The sequence below is a fragment of the Pseudomonas helvetica genome (assembly GCF_039908645.1).
GTDB lineage: Bacteria > Pseudomonadota > Gammaproteobacteria > Pseudomonadales > Pseudomonadaceae > Aquipseudomonas > Aquipseudomonas helvetica.
Genome location: NZ_CP150917.1, coordinates 2,293,964 through 2,310,311, shown reverse-complemented (window position 1 = coordinate 2,310,311; position 16,348 = coordinate 2,293,964). Strand labels below are relative to the sequence as shown.

Here is a 16,348-nt window from a genome sequence, read left to right as displayed (position 1 = left end):
TCCCTTCACCCGCTCCACTATTTTCAAAGCCTCCAGCCTTCTCCGCTTCAACTAGGTGTCTGTTAAGGTGTCTGTTCCTGATTTTCTCAGACTCAGAACGAATAGAAACAGACGCCAGCAGTTCGACGAGACTCCACCCCTACCAAACGTGACTATCGGCCATTTTCAGCAAAACAGCCCTCCAACGCTGAAGGCTTTCAGTTCATGATCACCAGCTCGCCGCTCACCTCGGCCTTTCCTCGCCGATGGTCGGTGTTGCAGTAGCGAATGCCAATCCGCGACACAGCCAAGATCCGCCCTCCTATGCTGCCCTATCAAAATCGCTCACGACCTCCTAATGCAATTTGTTACAACCTGATCCTTGCGAGATGGTGATTGGATCCTATCCTCATTTCTCAATCCCAAGCTGGAGCAGCGCGATGTCTCAAGGCATTTTTTACGTCAAGTTCAAGGCCAACACAGGCGACTACGGTGATGGAATCGTGGTTGTGAAGGATGGCTCAGCGAATGGTGGCGATGCTCACTATCTGTACCGGGGCAAAGTACCTACACATTCAGGCGAATTTCAATCGCAGTTCACGATCTCGAAATGGAAGTCAGGCAACACCAATGTCGTTGGCATTGACAACTACGTTCTGGAGGCCAAAGGCGCAGTGGACTACAAAAGAGGGAAGCTACACTTGGATGGCGTGGTGGTCGGACAACCTCAATTAAAAATGACCATCGTCGGCGAAAAGATTGCCGACACTGAGTAACACGTCGACTATGTTGAAGTGCTAACGCAAAAAAGCCCTACAGCCCCGAATAACATGAGCTGTAGGGCTTTCTTGACAAGTCACGGATAGCTCAACTGGCATTAAGCTGCATAGATTAGCGTATGGTTTGCCCCATTTTTGCCACCACCCTCGCCAGCCCCCCAACCTCCCTTGTTTGACGGTCCAGCCAGGCGCCCATAACGATTAGCTATATAAACTTTAAGCGTTCCTACATCTCCCATGATAAGCTCTACCGAACTACACCAATTTTTCTTACGCTATGCGATACAAAATCTGATAGTGAGGCGGCCAGTGCGTGACTTAACCTCTAAGAGCTGCAAAGCTTTGAGTGTATACAGTTAAAAAATAATACTAGGTGGCAACATGGGCGAAGCTAAGCATCGGAAACAAACGGATCCACATTATGGCAAACCAAGAATCGACACTCTTCGCGGTTTGATTATTAATGCACCAATTAAAATCGATGGATCCACTATTAAACTAGAATCCAGCCAATTAAACGCACAAGAACTCAGAGCATCGCTACTTTATTGGGACCGGCTATCCATGCCGACCAGCAACATCATCCATATAGCTCCAGATCAGGACATGCAATTCCTGATAGATTCCGGGGTACTATACACACCCAAATTTAATTTATTCGGAGAATTCGGCCAGGCATTAGCAAAGCTCCCTAGCCTTACTCTAATTGAATACGAAAAAAGTCATTCCGGGATGTGGAGTTTGGGAGGAGGTGAAAACTCTATTCTAGTAGAGAGCGGATTTTCGATTTCAAAAGGCGGAACCTCTCTCCAACTTTATAACGCCATGCCTGCACCTGCCCCCGACGTCCCTCTAGCAGAAATCCTCAGCTTCAGACAAAAACGACGCGATGAGCTTTTGGCTTTTAGATGGCATATAGAATCATTAACCAGAGAGATTGAAGCCTCAACCGATATCAAGGAAGAACTTGATCGAAAATTGTCGGAACTTGATAAGTCATGCGCTGACTTAGCTAGTGTTTGCAGGGAATGGAAATTCCCTATGTATCTCACCAATCTTAAGGCCTCTCTCAACTTTGGACTAACGAAAGCAACCGGGGCAGCGGTAACGGCTTGGGTAGCAACAGGTCAACTAGCATTACCAGAGACTGCTAGAGTAATCTCATCAGGAGGAGCTGCTCTCGCTAGCCTTCTTGAATTAAAAGCAGACATTAATTTTCAAAAAATCAAAAGACCCAGCTCACCTTTCAAGTACGTCTACGAAGCTCAGAAAAATTTACTCTGACTACGCCGACTAGAAAACGACTTAAAAAACACAGAGCATCGTAGACAACAAGCACGGATTAAATATGGACTCCCTTCAACCCTTCCTAACCGTAATAGAATCACTTGACTTCTCCCCTTTAAAATATCTTATAGACTTAAATGACCTTCGCAACCTTGCCGCAATTCTTGGTGTCGCAATCGGTTTAATGGCGGCATCCAAAAAGTGGGGTAACAAAGCGGTATATTTTGCCACTATAGGCGCCTCTTCAAACAGCCCTCTTAGAATCACATCCCTATCGATAGCAAATCTAAAGGACAAACCATTAATAATATATGAGATCCACGTTATATTTAAGAAGCCAAAACGGTTTTTTTGCCTACAAAAATTCAACCCCCCATTAGTTATTAAAGGGCTGGAAGCAACATCATTTGCTCCGGAAAAATACTCCGAACTTGAGATCAAACCAAATCCATTCCTTGGCTCAACGGACCCTATTGATTTGATTCTTATCACAGAAAGCACAGCTATAAAATGTAAAACTGCAAAACCCCCTGAATCCATTGTTTTTCGACACATGAAAAAATACAAGCAACTCACAAAAAGCAAAAAAATCTTCAACAGTAAAATCTACACCAAAGAAGCCACACTAGCCCTTATATATATGTACGAAGGAGAGCAGCGAACGAGCTTTCTTCTGAAGAATGGCCACATATGCGATGAATGGCCATTTCGGACAAACATGCTATCCAAAGATCTAATGCAAAGCCGGGAATTGATCATCGAAGGAATCTCCGAAATCGCTAAACAAAATGACATCCAAATAAACATCATTGAGCTACCTTAGATTAATATTATCCCTGTCGACAGCAGATCCCCCACAATTGATCAAGCTTAGCAGTGTAACTTTTGCTCATCACTTCTCGACGCATGCCCCAGTCCGGAGTAGTAGAAAATATCAGATAGGCGAACAGGCTATGTATGGACGACTCTCGCAGTACAGCGGCATTCATGACTTCGTTGCCGCCTTGAGCATGCCCAATGCACTCCAATCACATCGGGGATCTGCCCCTGGAACGCTACAACGCCGCCCCAACCACACAGCTTGCTCTCTTTCACCAGGAGGAAGGATTTCTGCACGCGGACATGGCGCGCTGGGGATGGCGCCCGCATTGGGCGAAAGATCGTGCGGCCCCCATCAATGCTCGAGTAGAAAAAATCGCGCACACCCCCCTTCTTTCGTGCCATCTGGCCGCATCGAGCTGTCGTCGCGATCAACAACTGATTTGAATGGGTGGATGAAGGCGGACCTAAAAAGCAGCCTTATTTGATACGTCGGCGGGACCGTGCGCCCATCCTGTGTGCTGCAATTGGTCAATACCCAATCGCTGGGCGAGAAGCCACCGAGCATGACGGCTTCGTGATCATCACCGTCGACAGTGCCGGCGGGATGGTGGATATCCATGGCCGGCGTCCAGTAGCGCTCTCGTCAGAGCTGGCGCGTGAATGGCTGGATCCGGCAACACCCAAAGAACGCGCAGAAGAGATGGTGCTGCAGCAGGGCGAACCGGCAGACGTATTTGAGTGGTTCAGGGGCGGCGCTCATCGCTCCGGCGAACCCAGTACTGGGATGATCTACTCTCTGCCCGCTGAGGACTTACGACATGATTTACAACTTTCGTGTAATTAACAGCTGAAATGTTCAGCCTCTACCAACTGCTCAGAAGCCAGTAACAGCAAGTGTTTCAACCCCTCACACGAGAAAAAAAGCCGCATACTACTTACATATGTATGTACGTACGTAACTTCCACTTTTTGTGTAAAAAACAGTTGTAGGAAAAATCACGAGAAACATCCAGCTCAACCATATACACCCGTAGCCCTAGGACAAAGAAGGAGATACGGACGCATACACTTTCAGCCCTAGGACAACTTTCTCGATACGCTCGTAGTACCAAGTGCAATTAATTGCGATCAACCATTGACGAACACCGCAATAAACAACTAGTTTAAAAAGCAGATCCACCTATTCCCTTTCCGCTACCACGCTAATAAGCGCGGCATGTTTTTTTGCGAGAATAAAAAATGAATGTGCTGATTCTTCTAATGGCGACTGTCGAGTTTCTTATCAAACTCACCGAGCTGTTGCAGCTGTGGGGCATCGGATGCCCTGGGTTCGCGCCATGGTGATCAGAACAGTCCGGCCAACGCTGCCGGCTCCCAATTCATGATCACCAGCTCGCCACTGACTCCGGCCTTCCCCTGTCTCTGGTTGGTCGTGGTGTAGCGAATGTCCAGTGTCTCGAAGTGGAAGCCCTCGAATACACGGCGGATGTCTGGATGGTCGTTGATGCTGACCATCACCTTGCCTTTGCAGCGGCGCATGAAGTCGGCCATCCGCTCGTAGTTCTCGAACGGAAAGTCCACGCCATAGCCGGCGGTCTGCCAGTAAGGCGGGTCCATGTAGTGAAAAGTATGAGGGCGGTCGTAGCGCTCGGCACATTCTAGCCAAGGCAGGTTTTCGACGTAGGTGCCGGACAGGCGCTGCCAGGCGGCCGAGAGGTTTTCCTCGATCCGCAACAGGTTGATGGCCGGGCCGGTGGTGGCGGTACCGAACGTCTGCCCGGTGACCTTGCCAGCGAAGGCATGGTGCTGCAGGTAGAAGAATCGGGCGGCGCGCTGGATGTCGGTGAGGGTTTCGGGGCGGGTCATCTTCTGCCATTCGAACACCTGCCGCGAACTGAGCGCCCATTTGAACTGGCGCACGAATTCTTCGAGGTGGTTCTGCACTACGCGGTAAAGCGTGACCAGGTCGCCGTTGATGTCGTTGAGGACTTCGACCGGCGATGGCTGGGGCTTCATGAAATAGAGCGCGGCACCGCCGGCAAAGACTTCGACGTAGCATTCGTGTGGAGGAAAAAGCGGAATGAGGCGGTCGGCCAGGCGGCGTTTGCCGCCCATCCAAGGGATGATGGGTGTAGACATTGAAAGCAAGACCTTTACTGTATAGATAGACAGGTGCTAGGCTCGCCGCGCTTTGTGCACGAAGCGAGAGCCTTGGCTGGACTTGCAGGGACAATCTGCAGGGACGGCGGCCGGATTGGATGTTGACGCATCCACCCCGGCCGCTCTTTTTTACTTCGGTGTTGAGACTTCTTTGGCGTAGGCCTGACAGGCCGCCAACGCGATCAATCCTTGGTCGCCGGCATCGGTGATGCCGATAATTCGTTGAGCATGCGCTGGGTCAAGCTGGGCTCTTGTGGCTCCATGAACCACGCCGCCGGTTGTGGTGGCGGCTGACACTGCGGTGCCGCTGGCTGAATCGGTGGCGTCGAGTAGGACTGACAACCGGACATCAGCAGTGGCAAGGCGGTCGCGCAGACGAGCCTGGTCTTTTTGAGCATGGGTCAAAGCCTCGTAATGGGTTTGGTCGCTGGCCGCCAGGCGTTGCTCGAGCGCGAGGCGTTTGTCTTGTTCGGTGCGCTGCTGGGTGGCAGCCGCCCGGGTCAGCTCGTTTAGGGTCTCGCCGTGGAGTCTCGCCTGCTCGGCCATCTGCCGGCCGTAGCGCCCGTCCTGAAGCTGCCAGGCCAGCGCCGCCGCACCGCCAGCCACAATGGCCAGCGCTGCAACGACACCACCCAGCTTCCACGCCACGGCATTCACAGCAGAGCCCTGCGCAGCCCTTCCTCGAACACGGCCTCCGGATATGGGTTCCCGCCGTTTTCGTGAACGATGATCCCAAGCATCACCGCGCGCAGGGTCGCCGGGCTCTTGATATCGATCACGTCGCTCGGCTGCACGCCCAGGCGCTTAGTGATCGCGGCGATATAGGCCTCGGTGTTGTTCTCGTTCCCGGGCGCCCAGCGGGTGACAAACTCGCGAGGGGTGTCGATACCTTGGCCGCCGACACCGGGCATACCGTCTTTGCCGCGATAGTTGATCAGCAGCTTGCCCAGGGCGCGGATGCCATTCTCGGCGGTGTCAAAGCGGGCGAACCGCTTCTCGATAGCCGGATCTGGCTTCAGTTGGCCCTGCCATTGGTTGGCCGGGTTGTAGTCAATGTTTCCGGGGTTGCGGTTGCGCACCCCGCGCGTCTCGTTTGCAGTCATCACTTTTCTCCAGACATAAAAAAGCCGCACTCAGGCGGCGATGGGATGCGTTACAGCTTCTCGACGCTCACAACCTTGAGCGGCTTCGTGTCTTTCTTTTTCTTGCCTTTGGATTTGCCTTGCTTGCCGGCATTGCACTCGACCGTGGTCGACCAGCCGGACTGGGTGAACACCTGCTCGACCGAATCCACCAGGTACTCGCCATCGAGGCCGACCTTGAAGCCCTGGGCGTTGATCGGCCGCTCGGCAAAGATGTCCGTGCGGCCGGGCATCTCCAGACGCACGTCAGCGGTCGAACGGTTGAACGCTGCCAGACGGGCTTTGGCGGCCGCCTTGGCTGCGTTTTCGTTGGGGTAGATATGCCGATCGGTATGCACCGCCGGCAGGCCATCCGGCGAGTCGTCGTTGTCGATGGTGACCACCGCCAGCTTGCCGCTCTTCTTGTCCTGATGCTTGGCCGCAACCGCCTTGTGCGAGTTGCGATCGCCGAGACTGAATTGCCAGCGACTGAGGTCGCTCTTCGTCAGGGTGATTGCACCGAAGGTCTTGCCGCTGGCGGTCTGGCCGCCTTGACGCGGCATCACCAACAGCTTGCCGTCGGCGACCTTGGCCGTGCAGTCGTATTGCTTGGCCAGGCGCGTGATGAAATTAAAATCGGACTCGTTGAGCTGATCCACCCGGGGCACTTTGGTCGACACCGGGCACACCGGCTGCCAGCCATTACGTGCGGCGATGTCGGCCACGATCTTCGACAGCGGCACGTCCTCCCAGCTTCCGCTACGGATGGTCTTGCCACTGCCGCGCATGTCGCTGGCCTTACCCTTGATCACGATGGTGTCCGGCGGTCCTGAAACCTCGACCGTGTCCACGGTGTAACGTCCCTGGCGCGCCAGGGACGTTTCGGCATAGCCCAAGTAGACCTCGATCGAGCTGCCACGCCTTGGCAGTTGCACCTGACCGTCGCGGTCGTCAATGCGTAGCTCAAACTCGTCGGACTCCATGCCCGGCTTGTCCGAGGTACGCAGCAACAACAGCCGATCATTGATCTTGGCGGTGACGTCGGCGCCATCGGCGACGATTCGAAACATCGGGGTCATGAAATTTTGCCCACAAAAAAGCCCGCACAGGGCGGGCCAGAAAACAATGAGCCGTTACGCGTAACGCAGCGGCGCGCCGGCGGCGGATTTGCCGAAGGTCAATCCCAAAGGCTGACACCCTCGTTCGTCGGGCTGGGCAGATCCGGCAGGATGATCAACACCCCGACCCGATAGGGCTGAGGCTCATCGGCCAGCCCTTGGTTTGCATCGAGTACCGCCTCGGTGCTGCCGTTGAGGTGGCCATAGTAGTTATGGCAAATGACATCGAGCATGTCCCCCTCAGACGTCCTGCATGTCATCGCCATAGCGCACAAACTCCAGTGTGAACCCTTGTTTACGGGGAATCCCGCCGTGCATCAGCGCGCTCTGCTCCTCGTTGATATTCTTCAAGCACCAAGCCCCCATTACGTCGCCGTAGCCCGTAGTCAGGGTCAACGGCTGAAGCCTGGCGCCGATCGTGCGCAAGGTGTCGAGCTGCTTGAGGCCACCTTTGAAGCCCGGATAGATCGTGCCCTTGAGCGTCAACTTTTCTTCGCCCATGCCCACGGCCTGCTGCGCCGGCCGGCGCGTCAAACGCTCCTGCGAGGCCCAGCGGAATTCGGTCGAGCGGCTCAGCTCGTCAAAGGCGGCCGTGTCTAGGTTGAAGTAGTACGGCTGAAGTTTCGGGTCACGCGGCTGAATGATCATCAGGTGCGGGAACGGCTTCACCGCCTCCGGGGCGGGCGTAGCATCCACGGCAAAAGAGCTGGTGGGCACGATGTTGGCCAGCGACGGGCTGACCTTGCCGGCGATGTTGTTGATCGCCGTCGCCGCCTTGCCCGCTTGTTCCTTCAGCGTGCCCAACCGTTCCTGTACTTCAGTGGCCGCCCGGGTCGCACGGCCGTACACCGCCGCCACTTGGCCGACCTTGGCCTGGGCCGCGTCTACGCCGCGCATCACCCGCTGAAGCTTGGCGCCGATAGCCGGCCCCACAAACGGGATGTTTTCCAGCTCGGACGCCGCACCAGTCAACTCGCTGATCGCACCGTTGACCGGCCCCAGCATGCCGTCCGCACTGCGCCGGCCAGCTTCCCCCGCTTCCACCAGGTACTTGAGGCCCGATTGCAACTGCTCCATATAAGCCATGAGGCCTCCTTACACGTGGGGTTCGTCGTACAGCTTGGCGGCGTTCTGTTTCGCGGCATCCGCCATCATCCGTTGCATGTGCGGCATCAGGTCCTGGGCCAAGCGTTGCGGGTCTTTAACATCCCCTTGCACCGTGACCGGCATACTCAGCGAGTACTGAAACTGCTGATCCACTTTGGCCGGCACCGGCTTTTCCGGCTCCTTGGGTTGGATCGCCAGCGCCGCCGCTTTCAGCGGTTGGGTGACCGCCATCGAGCGCGCGGCATCACCGAGCACCGGCCCTTGCGGCACCTGCGCCATCATCAGCGGGGTTGTCGGCACGGGGGCTTTTTCCTTGGGCTTTTCATCCTCGCCACCGAACAGCGATTTGCCCAGGGAACCGCCCAACGCGGCGCCGCCCTGGCTGCCGAGGTAAGCCCCAATCAAGCCGCCAATGGCGGTACCGATGATCGGCACCACCGAACCGATGGCCGCCCCTGCTGCTGCGCCGGCCATGGTGCCCGCCAGATTGCCGGCGGCCGCGCCGTAACCCTCGGCCTTTTCGTCCTTGGTCTTGGCGTTCTCGAAGGTGTCGTAAGCCATCGAACTGGCTTCCATCAGCGAACCGCCGGGAATGAACTTGCCGACCTTGCCGACTTTGCCGGCCATCTTCATGACCCCGCCCAGCTTGGACACCGCCGCCCCGGGAACCGGTGGCACTGGCGGGATCGGCGGACGCGGCACGGGCACCGGCGGGCGTGGTACTGGCGGACGCGAACCACCCGCACGCCGGCGGCCGGATCGTCTCGCCCCACGTCCACGTCGACGCGTTTCTCCCGGGGCATCCACGCCCCCCGCCCCACCGGCACCGCCCATGGCGCTAGCGTTGACGACAAACACCTTCTTGACGCCGTCGTCACCCGATCCTGCCTCACCGTCCTCGCCACCCCCTGAAGTCGCCTCCTTGGCCAGCGAAACCACCTTGAGGCCGGTCGCAACCAGATCGAATTTTCCGGCCTTCTTGTCGTCGCCTTCGCCCTCCGCTTCAGCGTCGCCATCGGCAGGTTTCCCCTTGAGGGCCGCTACCGCCTTGAGCCCGGTTTCCACCAGCGACAGCGCTTTGCCGGCCTTGCCCTTGGGTTCTGCATCCTTGTCGTTGCCATCGCCATCGCCGTCCTTGGCGTTGGTCACAAAGACCTTTTGCACCTCGCCGGCTTTGCCACCCCCCAACGAACCGCGCGCCAGGTTGAACAGCCCTTTACCCATCTTGAACGAACTTAACAGGCTTTTGAGCGTGATCAATCCACCCCCGACCGCCACGATCCCCGTCACCACCCCGGGCGAGCTGTCAGACAGCGCGGTAATGCCCTTGGTGACTTTAGTCAGCGTCTCGGCCACGGTATCCGTGACCGGGCGCAGCGCGTCCCCCACGCTGCGCATGGCGTCATCCATCGACTGCGCCATTTCGGCCCACTTCTGCGACGACGTCTCGCGCCGCTCGCTGAGGTTTTTATCGAGGATGCCGGTTGCATCGCGTGAATCGTTTTTAAGCTGGCTGTACAGCGCCTTGTTCTGCATGTAGGCCGACAGCGCGGCCTTGACCTGCATGTCGGCGAACAGGTCGCCGGTGCGTAACGACTCCTCCAGCGAGGCCATCATGGCCTTGGCTTTCTCCGGATCGGCCTCCTTGCTGATCTTGGCCGTCGCCTCGGCCATCGCCGCCGCGCGCTTGGGATCGGTGGCCTGAATGTACTTCTGAGCCAACGCCATGCTGGTTTCCAGCGTCGACATTCCGTTTTGCAAACCGGTCTGCATCGATCCCTTGTAGTCGATGCCAGCCTTCTTATACGCCTGGACGGTATCGGTCGAACCGATTTTGCCCATCCAGTTCTTGAGGTTGTTGGCCGCCTCGTCCGAGCTACCGGCCGTCTTCATCTGCACTTGCAGCATGGCGCCCAACTGAGTCACCGCATCCATGCCGGTGATCCCATTCTTGCCCATTTCCGCCAACAGCTCAGGGAACCACTTGGCCATGTCGGCCGCTTCAAAGCTGCCCGCCTGCCCTTGATAGGCAATCGCCTCCAGCGCCTGCTGCATCTGTTTGGGGTCGGTGATCTTGGCGTTTTGTCCCATGGCGTTGATCATCTTCGCCGTGTCGACGCCGTTTGAGCCCTGCCCCACGACAAACTTGGCCGCGACGGGCGCGTATTCCAGGGCCTTGCTCAACTCCATCCCGGCGCCAACCAACTGGTTGACCACGTCGGCCACGTCGTTGCGCGCCATGCCGGTATCGCGTGAGGTGTCGATGATCTTGCGCGACATCTCCTGTTCTTGTGGCTTGTTGGCAATCCCGGCCTTGATCGCGATGTCACGAACAATGGCCCCGAAGTCCGCGCTGACCTTCGTCGGTACCGCCAGAGCCCCTACACCGACGACAGCCGCGCCGACCGCGCTTTTCATGCCGGCCTTACCGGCATCAAGCTGTTGATGCCCCTTGGCCTTAAACTCGGCCTTGTTGGCCGCCTGCCCCATGGACCGATAGGCCTTCTCCAGCCGACCGACTTCGACGCCCTGCTTTTTCAAGCTGTCGAGATTGGAATTCAACCGGCCCAGCAATTTCGACGCGCCGGCCGAACCGCTGTCATGCGCCTTTTTCCACTCATCACGCAGGCGGATGGTGTCGCCGATTGCACGCTGCAACACGCGCGCTTTCTTGCCTTCATCCTCAAGGCGCTTGATGCGCCCGGTGACGTCCTTGAACGCGGCGCCGACCGTCGAACTGACGGCGCCGCCAATCACAAGCCCGAGAGCGAGTTTGTTCGCCATGTCATGGCCCCCATGTGCCCAGCGTTACCGAAAGCGGCTCAATCCGTGAGCCACCACACCATTTCCGCAAAGGGCATTGCCTGGATTTCAGCGGCGGAAAATCCAGTTTCCGCCGCCAGACGTTTTGCCGCCCCCTTGATCACGTTGGGGTTAAAGCCCGTCGTCGTTGTCCATGCGAAAATAGCCGGCCTGCAAGCGGTTGAAGTCCACCAGCTTTAGGCCCTCCAGATCCGCGACAGGCGCACCGGACAAGGCGGCAAACAACACCAGCTCGCGCTGCTCGGCGTCGCCGCCGGCGTCGCGATTGGCCTCCCGCACGTCGCGCACGGTCGGCGAACGCAAGGCGAGCTTGTCGACCATCACGCCGTTGATTTCGCTCGGGCACGACAACGTCACCAACGCCTGATCGGTGGTGATCGACAGCCACGCCGGCATCGACGTCGAGTAATCGGTATCAGGCGCCAGGTGCGAATAGGCCGCCTGTACACGGCGATAGTCCGTCAGCTTGAGCCCTTCAAGATCCTTGAGCCCGACCTCAGTCAAGCCAGCGAACAGCATCAGCTCGCGCTGCTCGTCGTCGCCGTTGGATGCGCGATCAGCCGCACGCACTGCGCGCACCGACGGCGCGCGCATAGTCAGTGCTTCGACGTTGACCCCGCTGGCCTCGATCGGACGCGTGAGCGTCACCACGGCGCCGTCAGCGTTGATCGACAGCCAGGCCGGCAGTGGTTTATCAGTTGCTTGAGTCATCTGGTTCTACTCCCTTAGAGGCCGAGCGCGGCGCGTACTTCCGCCAATTGGTCTTTGCCGTCGATCACCTGAACGCCGGCGACCATGTCGATTTCGTACATCAGGCGGCCGTCGATTTCGAGCTTGTAGTAGCTGACCGCAATCGCGTGCTTGATCTCGGCCGGGTCGCCGGCCTTCCAGTCGCCCAGGTCAACCTCTTTGAGCCGGCCGCGCAGGGTAGCGACAACGGCAGTAATCGCCCCCTTTTGCCCCTTGAACGCGGCCCGAAAAGTGGCATTGAAGGCCGTGCCATCGGCCAGGCCGAAGTGCTTCAGCGACTCACGGCGCACGCCCTTGGTGACAAAGGACGCTTCCATTTTCTCAAGGCCCTGATCCATCTCGATCGAGCCGGCCATGCCGCCGCCGCGATACTCGTCAGTCTTGGTGGCCAGCTTGGGCAGCGTCAGGCTTGGCACGTCGCCGGCAAAGCTCACCCCGTCGACGAACAGGTTGGTGTTAAACAAAGTTTGAGGAATCATTGACTAGGCCCCTTAGGCTGCTTCAAGAACTTCGGTCATCCACTGATCGGTGACTTCAAAAAGGAAATTCGGGTTTTCGGCCGGCGGCACGTCGGTGAAGCGAATGCGCCAATAGACTTTGCCCTCGGCGATTTGGCTGGGCGTGTTCCGCTCGGTGTCCGGGAACACTTCGAAATTGATAATCGCGCCCTGGGCTTTCAGGTCGCGCATGAACGCATCCAGACCGTTAGTCACGTCACTGACGTAAGTCTTGGTGATCGAGCGGTCAACGGCCCATTTGTGACTGGCTTGCACGGCATCCATGAGGATGAACAGCGTGCGAACGCGGGTGACGAACGCCCATTTCGGATCGCTCGACAGCGTGCGGTTACCCCACAGTCGGTAGCCATCGTCGCGAATGAACGTCGCGATATTCGCGTTGTTCAGCAGGTTGGCCCGGCACGTCTCGTCGCCGTCCAGGTACTCGACGGCGCGGGTCGTGCCGGTGATACCGGTTAACTCCTTGTTCGACGGCGACGCCCAAAAGCCATATTCCGCATCGGTCCAGGCGAACAAGCCCGCCGCCCAGGCCGAGCCCGGTACATCAACCGTCTTACTGAGGTCGGTGTCCCAGTACTGCACGCCGGGGTCAACCATGAACAGGTTGCGACTGCCGAAGTTCTTGGCGTAGGCCATGGCGGCCTCATCGGTAGTGCCAGGCCCGTCGATGATGCCGATGGCCCGTAGCTTCTGCGCCAGGCTATCGAGCGCCGTAGCCACCGCTTGCGTGGCCGTATGGCCCGGCGCGATCAGCAGCCGCGGCTGGGCGTTGAACAGGCTTTTTCCATCAAGCAACGCCTGCAGGCCGGTACGCTGACCCGAGGCCAACACCCCGCCGATGATCGCCGAGGTTTGCAGCGCGACGTCTTCCAGCTTGGGCACGCCGATGGCGACAATCACCGCCTTGGCTTTGGCATAGATCGCCTTACAGGCCTTGGTGATCGCCGAATCGGGGCCGAAGGCGGCAATGGCTTCGCGCTCGGTGGTGATCAACTTCAGCTCGCCGGCCTTGGCGGTGCCACCACCGAGAACGCCCGGGATGAAGGTGTCGCAGAGGCCAATGATCGAAGACGACGGCAACGAAATGGTGCGCGCGCCGGTCTTGACATCGGTGGTCGTAACGCCGTGAAAGAAACTCATAAAGCTCAATCTCCAGAAACGAAAAAGCCCCGCATGAGCGAGGCCGTTAGGGATGTTTGTGTTACGCGTAACGGAAAAGAAAACGCCCCGTCAGTGCGGGGCGTTTATTGGAGCTGGGGGATCAGCCAAGGCGGGGGCGCAGGACGGTGATCAACAAGCGGAAACTCGTCTCCTTCTGGCCAGTTTCGAAGCGCCCGACGGAACGCTTGCAGCTCGGCGTATTGCTCGGCGCCAAGGGTTGTTGCTCCGCCCTCATCTTCCAGCTCGTCGCGGTGCCGCGCCACCAAGCTGTCGGTTTGCGATAGCTGGGCATTGCGCCATGCTCGCTCAGCTGCAGCTAGTGCTTCATTCGATAATCCAGGGCTATCAACAACGAGCGGCAAGCCGTCCTCGCCGGGTACTACGACCCGGCCGGGCGGCAGCGGCTCCGCAAACAGATCCCGGTATACATCATCAGAAATCGACAAAGCATCTTCAGGAATCACCGCGTGAAACCCCTTTCGATAGACCCCGCCTGTTGAGGCTGAGTACAGATACTTGCCCATGTTTAATTCCCTATAGCGATGTATGAAAGCACCGGACTAGCTCCTGTCTGTCCACCCGCGTAGTACCAAGAGGTTCCCGTCTTACTTCGACCCTCAAGCGACCAGTTTGTAAAGCTGCTCGAGGATATACCGGTAAAGATCGACCCCATGGCCGCAAATGCCACATTAGGGAACGCAATTGGCCAAGCAATCGGCATAGTCATATACACGTTAGCCGTGCCGTAAGTTGGGGCATACACCGTGCCCCACTGAATGATCAACCCGCCAAGCCATGTCGGAAATGCAACGTAGCCGTTGGTAGCCAGGCTGATTGCAAACCCGCGCCGAAGCTTTTTGGGGGTCACTACCGTGGCGTCATCCGTGCCTTCGTTGACCTGAGTCTGAGTCGCGACTTTTGCCGTCCCCTGATTCGTCTCCGTGGCCAGCGCCGCCAACGTAACCAGCGCGGCGACATCAATGTTTCCCTGATTGATTGGCGCATTCCAGGCCTTGATGCACCACATAACCGAGAGGTTACGCGTGCGAACGGCCCTGCCGGTGTCAACGTAGGACGCAGTATTCGTCGTGACGCTCGGCTGACAGACCGTCAGATCTCGAGTGATCCGCCCGGCCAGATCCTCGTCCTGAACTGAAGACGCCAACCGATTAGGCGTAGATAGTTGGCCCAATGTGTCATAGAGGTAGGAAGCGCCCTGATAGGTGCCGATACCACGTCCTGCATCAATACCGCGCCCATGATCCCAGCCACGCAGGTACTCGCCGCGCGACTCCGGCAGGCGGAAGTTTCCAGCGCCCTCACCGCCCTTGTTGAATGCAGTTCCCAGGAACGTCGCAAGATCCGGATAGACCGCAGCACTCTTCACACTGCCGTCAATCTCCAGAAACCCCGGTGGAACCTTGTTCACCGGAAACGCCACCATGGTGCCGACCGGCAGCGCCGAGGCCTGGGCAATCATCGACTCGATTTCGGCCTTGGTGTAGCTGTCCTTGATGCCCATCCCGGCCAGCGTGTCAGGGTTATCGCCCGACACCACAAGCCCGCGATCGTTGGTCTTGACCCGAGTCCACTCGCCGGGTGTTTTGTTCTTCGGCAGCACCTCCAGAATGGCCGCGTCGACGTAGGCCCGCGAGGCCAGCACAATCGCCGGATCGATCTTGAGCGTGATGTTCCCGGTGCTGCTGACAATGAAGTTCATCCGCACGATTTGCGTGCGGCCCGAGCCCTGCGACAGTAACGGCTTGAAGCTCGGCGCGCAGTTGGCCACCGCCACCAGGTCGCCGTCCGCATCGTAGAGGCCGATTTCGCGAATCCACTTACCGCCCTCATCGGCCGGAATGATCTGCTCGGCGATGATCACCGCCGGGTTGACCGGGTCGATCTTCAGCTGGTTCAGCGGCTTTCGGCGCCACTCGTTGAGTAGTTTGGTCTGGGCCGGCGACGGGACCGGGTTGGGCGGGATTTCTACCCCGCCCGGATTGGCATCACCTACCCCCATTTCGGTGATCTTCCAGGGAATGCCGAGCGCGTCGGCGTTCGCCTGTTTGGCCATCCCCACGTTCGTGAGGATCGCAAAAAACTGCGAATTCGCATCAATCATAATAAACGTCCAGGGTGTCTATGGAGTGTTCGCAACCGACCACGCCGAAGCGGCCCGTGACCTCGATGTCACGCATCACCGGCGGGTAAACGTCGATTTCATCGCCTTCGTACAGGGCGACACTGATATTCAAAGCACCTTGAGTTTCGAGGCTGATCGCCAGCCCCGTCAGGTGCCGCGTGACGGGCTTGGCGTCGTCAATCAGCCGCTCCAGCTCCTGATACATTTCCTCAGTGATACCGGTGTCGAGAACGCCGACCTTCAGCGCGAACGTGCCCGGGATGCCCTCCGGCACCGTGTTGAACCACTCGATAATCTCGATCAGGTAGCCCAGGGGCTCAACCACCCGGCGCAGCGCGCCGATGGTCCCCTTGTGGGCATGGATGTAGTAAGAGGCCTTGATGGCGGCGCGCTTGGTCGCCTCGGTCCATCGGTAGTCCCAGCGATCCACCGACCAGGCCCACGCCAGATGCGGTAGCAAATGCACCGGGCAGGTATCGGCGTTGTAGAGGTCGCGCAGCGGGACAATCGTTTTCTCGAAAAACGCGGCCTCCATGGCCCGTTCCAATTGCGTGCTGTTGATCGGCAGTAGGCTTTTCAT

16 protein-coding genes and 1 pseudogene are annotated in these 16,348 nt (G+C 57.8%); 4 read left to right on the top strand and 13 right to left on the bottom strand.

Translation table 11 applies throughout. The annotated features are described in order from the left end of the window. Window positions 1–419: 419 nt before the first annotated feature. The 4 genes and pseudogenes from AABM55_RS10540 to AABM55_RS10525 all read left to right on the top strand — a co-directional run bounded on the left by AABM55_RS10540 (window position 420) and on the right by AABM55_RS10525 (window position 3,711). A complete protein-coding gene (locus AABM55_RS10540; protein ID WP_347929511.1) occupies window positions 420–755 on the top strand; it encodes a GrlR family regulatory protein in 336 nt (111 codons plus the stop codon). 384 nt (window positions 756–1,139) lie between these two features. Next, window positions 1,140–2,042, top strand: coding sequence for a DUF6236 family protein (locus tag AABM55_RS10535; RefSeq protein ID WP_347929510.1), 903 nt, complete (start codon window positions 1,140–1,142; stop codon window positions 2,040–2,042). Between the two features lie 64 nt (window positions 2,043–2,106). Further along, window positions 2,107–2,868, top strand: a complete 762-nt coding sequence (locus AABM55_RS10530) for a hypothetical protein (RefSeq protein ID WP_347929509.1) — start codon at window positions 2,107–2,109, stop codon at window positions 2,866–2,868. Window positions 2,869–2,998: 130 nt separating this feature from the next. Further along, window positions 2,999–3,711: pseudogene (locus tag AABM55_RS10525) on the top strand (SOS response-associated peptidase). Window positions 3,712–4,211: 500 nt separating this feature from the next. Here AABM55_RS10525 and AABM55_RS10520 read toward each other — a convergent pair. The 13 genes from AABM55_RS10520 to AABM55_RS10460 form a co-directional block, all read right to left on the bottom strand. After that, window positions 4,212–5,006 carry a DNA adenine methylase gene (locus AABM55_RS10520; RefSeq protein WP_347929508.1) on the bottom strand — a complete coding sequence of 265 codons (795 nt, stop codon included), beginning with the start codon at window positions 5,004–5,006 and terminating at the stop codon, window positions 4,212–4,214. Between the two features lie 150 nt (window positions 5,007–5,156). Continuing rightward, window positions 5,157–5,684, bottom strand: coding sequence for a lysis system i-spanin subunit Rz (locus tag AABM55_RS10515; protein WP_347929507.1), 528 nt, complete (start codon window positions 5,682–5,684; stop codon window positions 5,157–5,159). Then, a complete protein-coding gene (locus AABM55_RS10510) occupies window positions 5,681–6,130 on the bottom strand; it encodes a structural protein P5 (protein ID WP_347929506.1) in 450 nt (149 codons plus the stop codon). Before AABM55_RS10510 ends, AABM55_RS10515 begins: the two co-directional genes overlap by 4 nt. Window positions 6,131–6,180: 50 nt before the next feature. Then, the gene (locus tag AABM55_RS10505; protein ID WP_347929505.1) at window positions 6,181–7,227 is read right to left on the bottom strand and encodes a contractile injection system protein, VgrG/Pvc8 family; all 1,047 of its coding nucleotides are present in this window, start codon (window positions 7,225–7,227) and stop codon (window positions 6,181–6,183) included. A gap of 98 nt (window positions 7,228–7,325) precedes the next feature. After that, window positions 7,326–7,532, bottom strand: a complete 207-nt coding sequence (locus AABM55_RS10500) for a tail protein X (RefSeq protein WP_347929504.1) — start codon at window positions 7,530–7,532, stop codon at window positions 7,326–7,328. Beyond that, entirely contained in the window at window positions 7,507–8,352 is an 846-nt protein-coding gene (locus tag AABM55_RS10495) for a phage tail protein (RefSeq protein WP_347929503.1), read from the bottom strand. The genes AABM55_RS10500 and AABM55_RS10495 overlap by 26 nt, the downstream gene beginning before the upstream one ends. Window positions 8,353–8,361: 9 nt before the next feature. Next, window positions 8,362–11,157 (bottom strand): phage tail tape measure protein, encoded by a 2,796-nt coding sequence (locus tag AABM55_RS10490; RefSeq protein ID WP_347929502.1) that lies wholly within the window; start codon window positions 11,155–11,157, stop codon window positions 8,362–8,364. A gap of 150 nt (window positions 11,158–11,307) precedes the next feature. After that, the gene (locus AABM55_RS10485; RefSeq protein WP_347929501.1) at window positions 11,308–11,907 is read right to left on the bottom strand and encodes a phage tail assembly protein; all 600 of its coding nucleotides are present in this window, start codon (window positions 11,905–11,907) and stop codon (window positions 11,308–11,310) included. 14 nt (window positions 11,908–11,921) lie between these two features. Next, window positions 11,922–12,425 (bottom strand): phage major tail tube protein, encoded by a 504-nt coding sequence (locus AABM55_RS10480; protein ID WP_347929500.1) that lies wholly within the window; start codon window positions 12,423–12,425, stop codon window positions 11,922–11,924. A gap of 12 nt (window positions 12,426–12,437) precedes the next feature. Beyond that, entirely contained in the window at window positions 12,438–13,604 is a 1,167-nt protein-coding gene (locus AABM55_RS10475; protein ID WP_347929499.1) for a phage tail sheath family protein, read from the bottom strand. Window positions 13,605–13,708: 104 nt separating this feature from the next. After that, window positions 13,709–14,149 (bottom strand): phage tail protein, encoded by a 441-nt coding sequence (locus AABM55_RS10470; RefSeq protein ID WP_347929498.1) that lies wholly within the window; start codon window positions 14,147–14,149, stop codon window positions 13,709–13,711. Window positions 14,150–14,151: 2 nt separating this feature from the next. Then, window positions 14,152–15,747, bottom strand: a complete 1,596-nt coding sequence (locus AABM55_RS10465; RefSeq protein WP_347929497.1) for a phage tail protein — start codon at window positions 15,745–15,747, stop codon at window positions 14,152–14,154. Beyond that, complete coding sequence (locus AABM55_RS10460; RefSeq protein ID WP_347929496.1) at window positions 15,740–16,348, bottom strand: phage tail protein I; 609 nt, start codon at window positions 16,346–16,348, stop codon at window positions 15,740–15,742. Before AABM55_RS10460 ends, AABM55_RS10465 begins: the two co-directional genes overlap by 8 nt.

Excerpts from the sequence above, each read along its gene's own strand:
- AABM55_RS10535 (WP_347929510.1), top strand. The coding sequence starts at position 1,140 with ATGGGCGAAGCTAAGCATCGGAAACAAACGGATCCACATTATGGCAAA.
- AABM55_RS10465 (WP_347929497.1), bottom strand. The coding sequence starts at position 15,747 with ATGATTGATGCGAATTCGCAGTTTTTTGCGATCCTCACGAACGTGGGG.
- AABM55_RS10505 (WP_347929505.1), bottom strand. The coding sequence starts at position 7,227 with ATGACCCCGATGTTTCGAATCGTCGCCGATGGCGCCGACGTCACCGCC.
- AABM55_RS10460 (WP_347929496.1), bottom strand. The coding sequence starts at position 16,348 with ATGAAAAGCCTACTGCCGATCAACAGCACGCAATTGGAACGGGCCATG.
- AABM55_RS10480 (WP_347929500.1), bottom strand. The coding sequence starts at position 12,425 with ATGATTCCTCAAACTTTGTTTAACACCAACCTGTTCGTCGACGGGGTG.
- AABM55_RS10475 (WP_347929499.1), bottom strand. The coding sequence starts at position 13,604 with ATGAGTTTCTTTCACGGCGTTACGACCACCGATGTCAAGACCGGCGCG.
- AABM55_RS10520 (WP_347929508.1), bottom strand. The coding sequence starts at position 5,006 with ATGTCTACACCCATCATCCCTTGGATGGGCGGCAAACGCCGCCTGGCC.
- AABM55_RS10510 (WP_347929506.1), bottom strand. The coding sequence starts at position 6,130 with ATGACTGCAAACGAGACGCGCGGGGTGCGCAACCGCAACCCCGGAAAC.
- AABM55_RS10500 (WP_347929504.1), bottom strand. The coding sequence starts at position 7,532 with ATGGCGATGACATGCAGGACGTCTGAGGGGGACATGCTCGATGTCATT.
- AABM55_RS10495 (WP_347929503.1), bottom strand. The coding sequence starts at position 8,352 with ATGGCTTATATGGAGCAGTTGCAATCGGGCCTCAAGTACCTGGTGGAA.
- AABM55_RS10485 (WP_347929501.1), bottom strand. The coding sequence starts at position 11,907 with ATGACTCAAGCAACTGATAAACCACTGCCGGCCTGGCTGTCGATCAAC.
- AABM55_RS10490 (WP_347929502.1), bottom strand. The coding sequence starts at position 11,157 with ATGGCGAACAAACTCGCTCTCGGGCTTGTGATTGGCGGCGCCGTCAGT.
- AABM55_RS10540 (WP_347929511.1), top strand. The coding sequence starts at position 420 with ATGTCTCAAGGCATTTTTTACGTCAAGTTCAAGGCCAACACAGGCGAC.
- AABM55_RS10530 (WP_347929509.1), top strand. The coding sequence starts at position 2,107 with ATGGACTCCCTTCAACCCTTCCTAACCGTAATAGAATCACTTGACTTC.
- AABM55_RS10470 (WP_347929498.1), bottom strand. The coding sequence starts at position 14,149 with ATGGGCAAGTATCTGTACTCAGCCTCAACAGGCGGGGTCTATCGAAAG.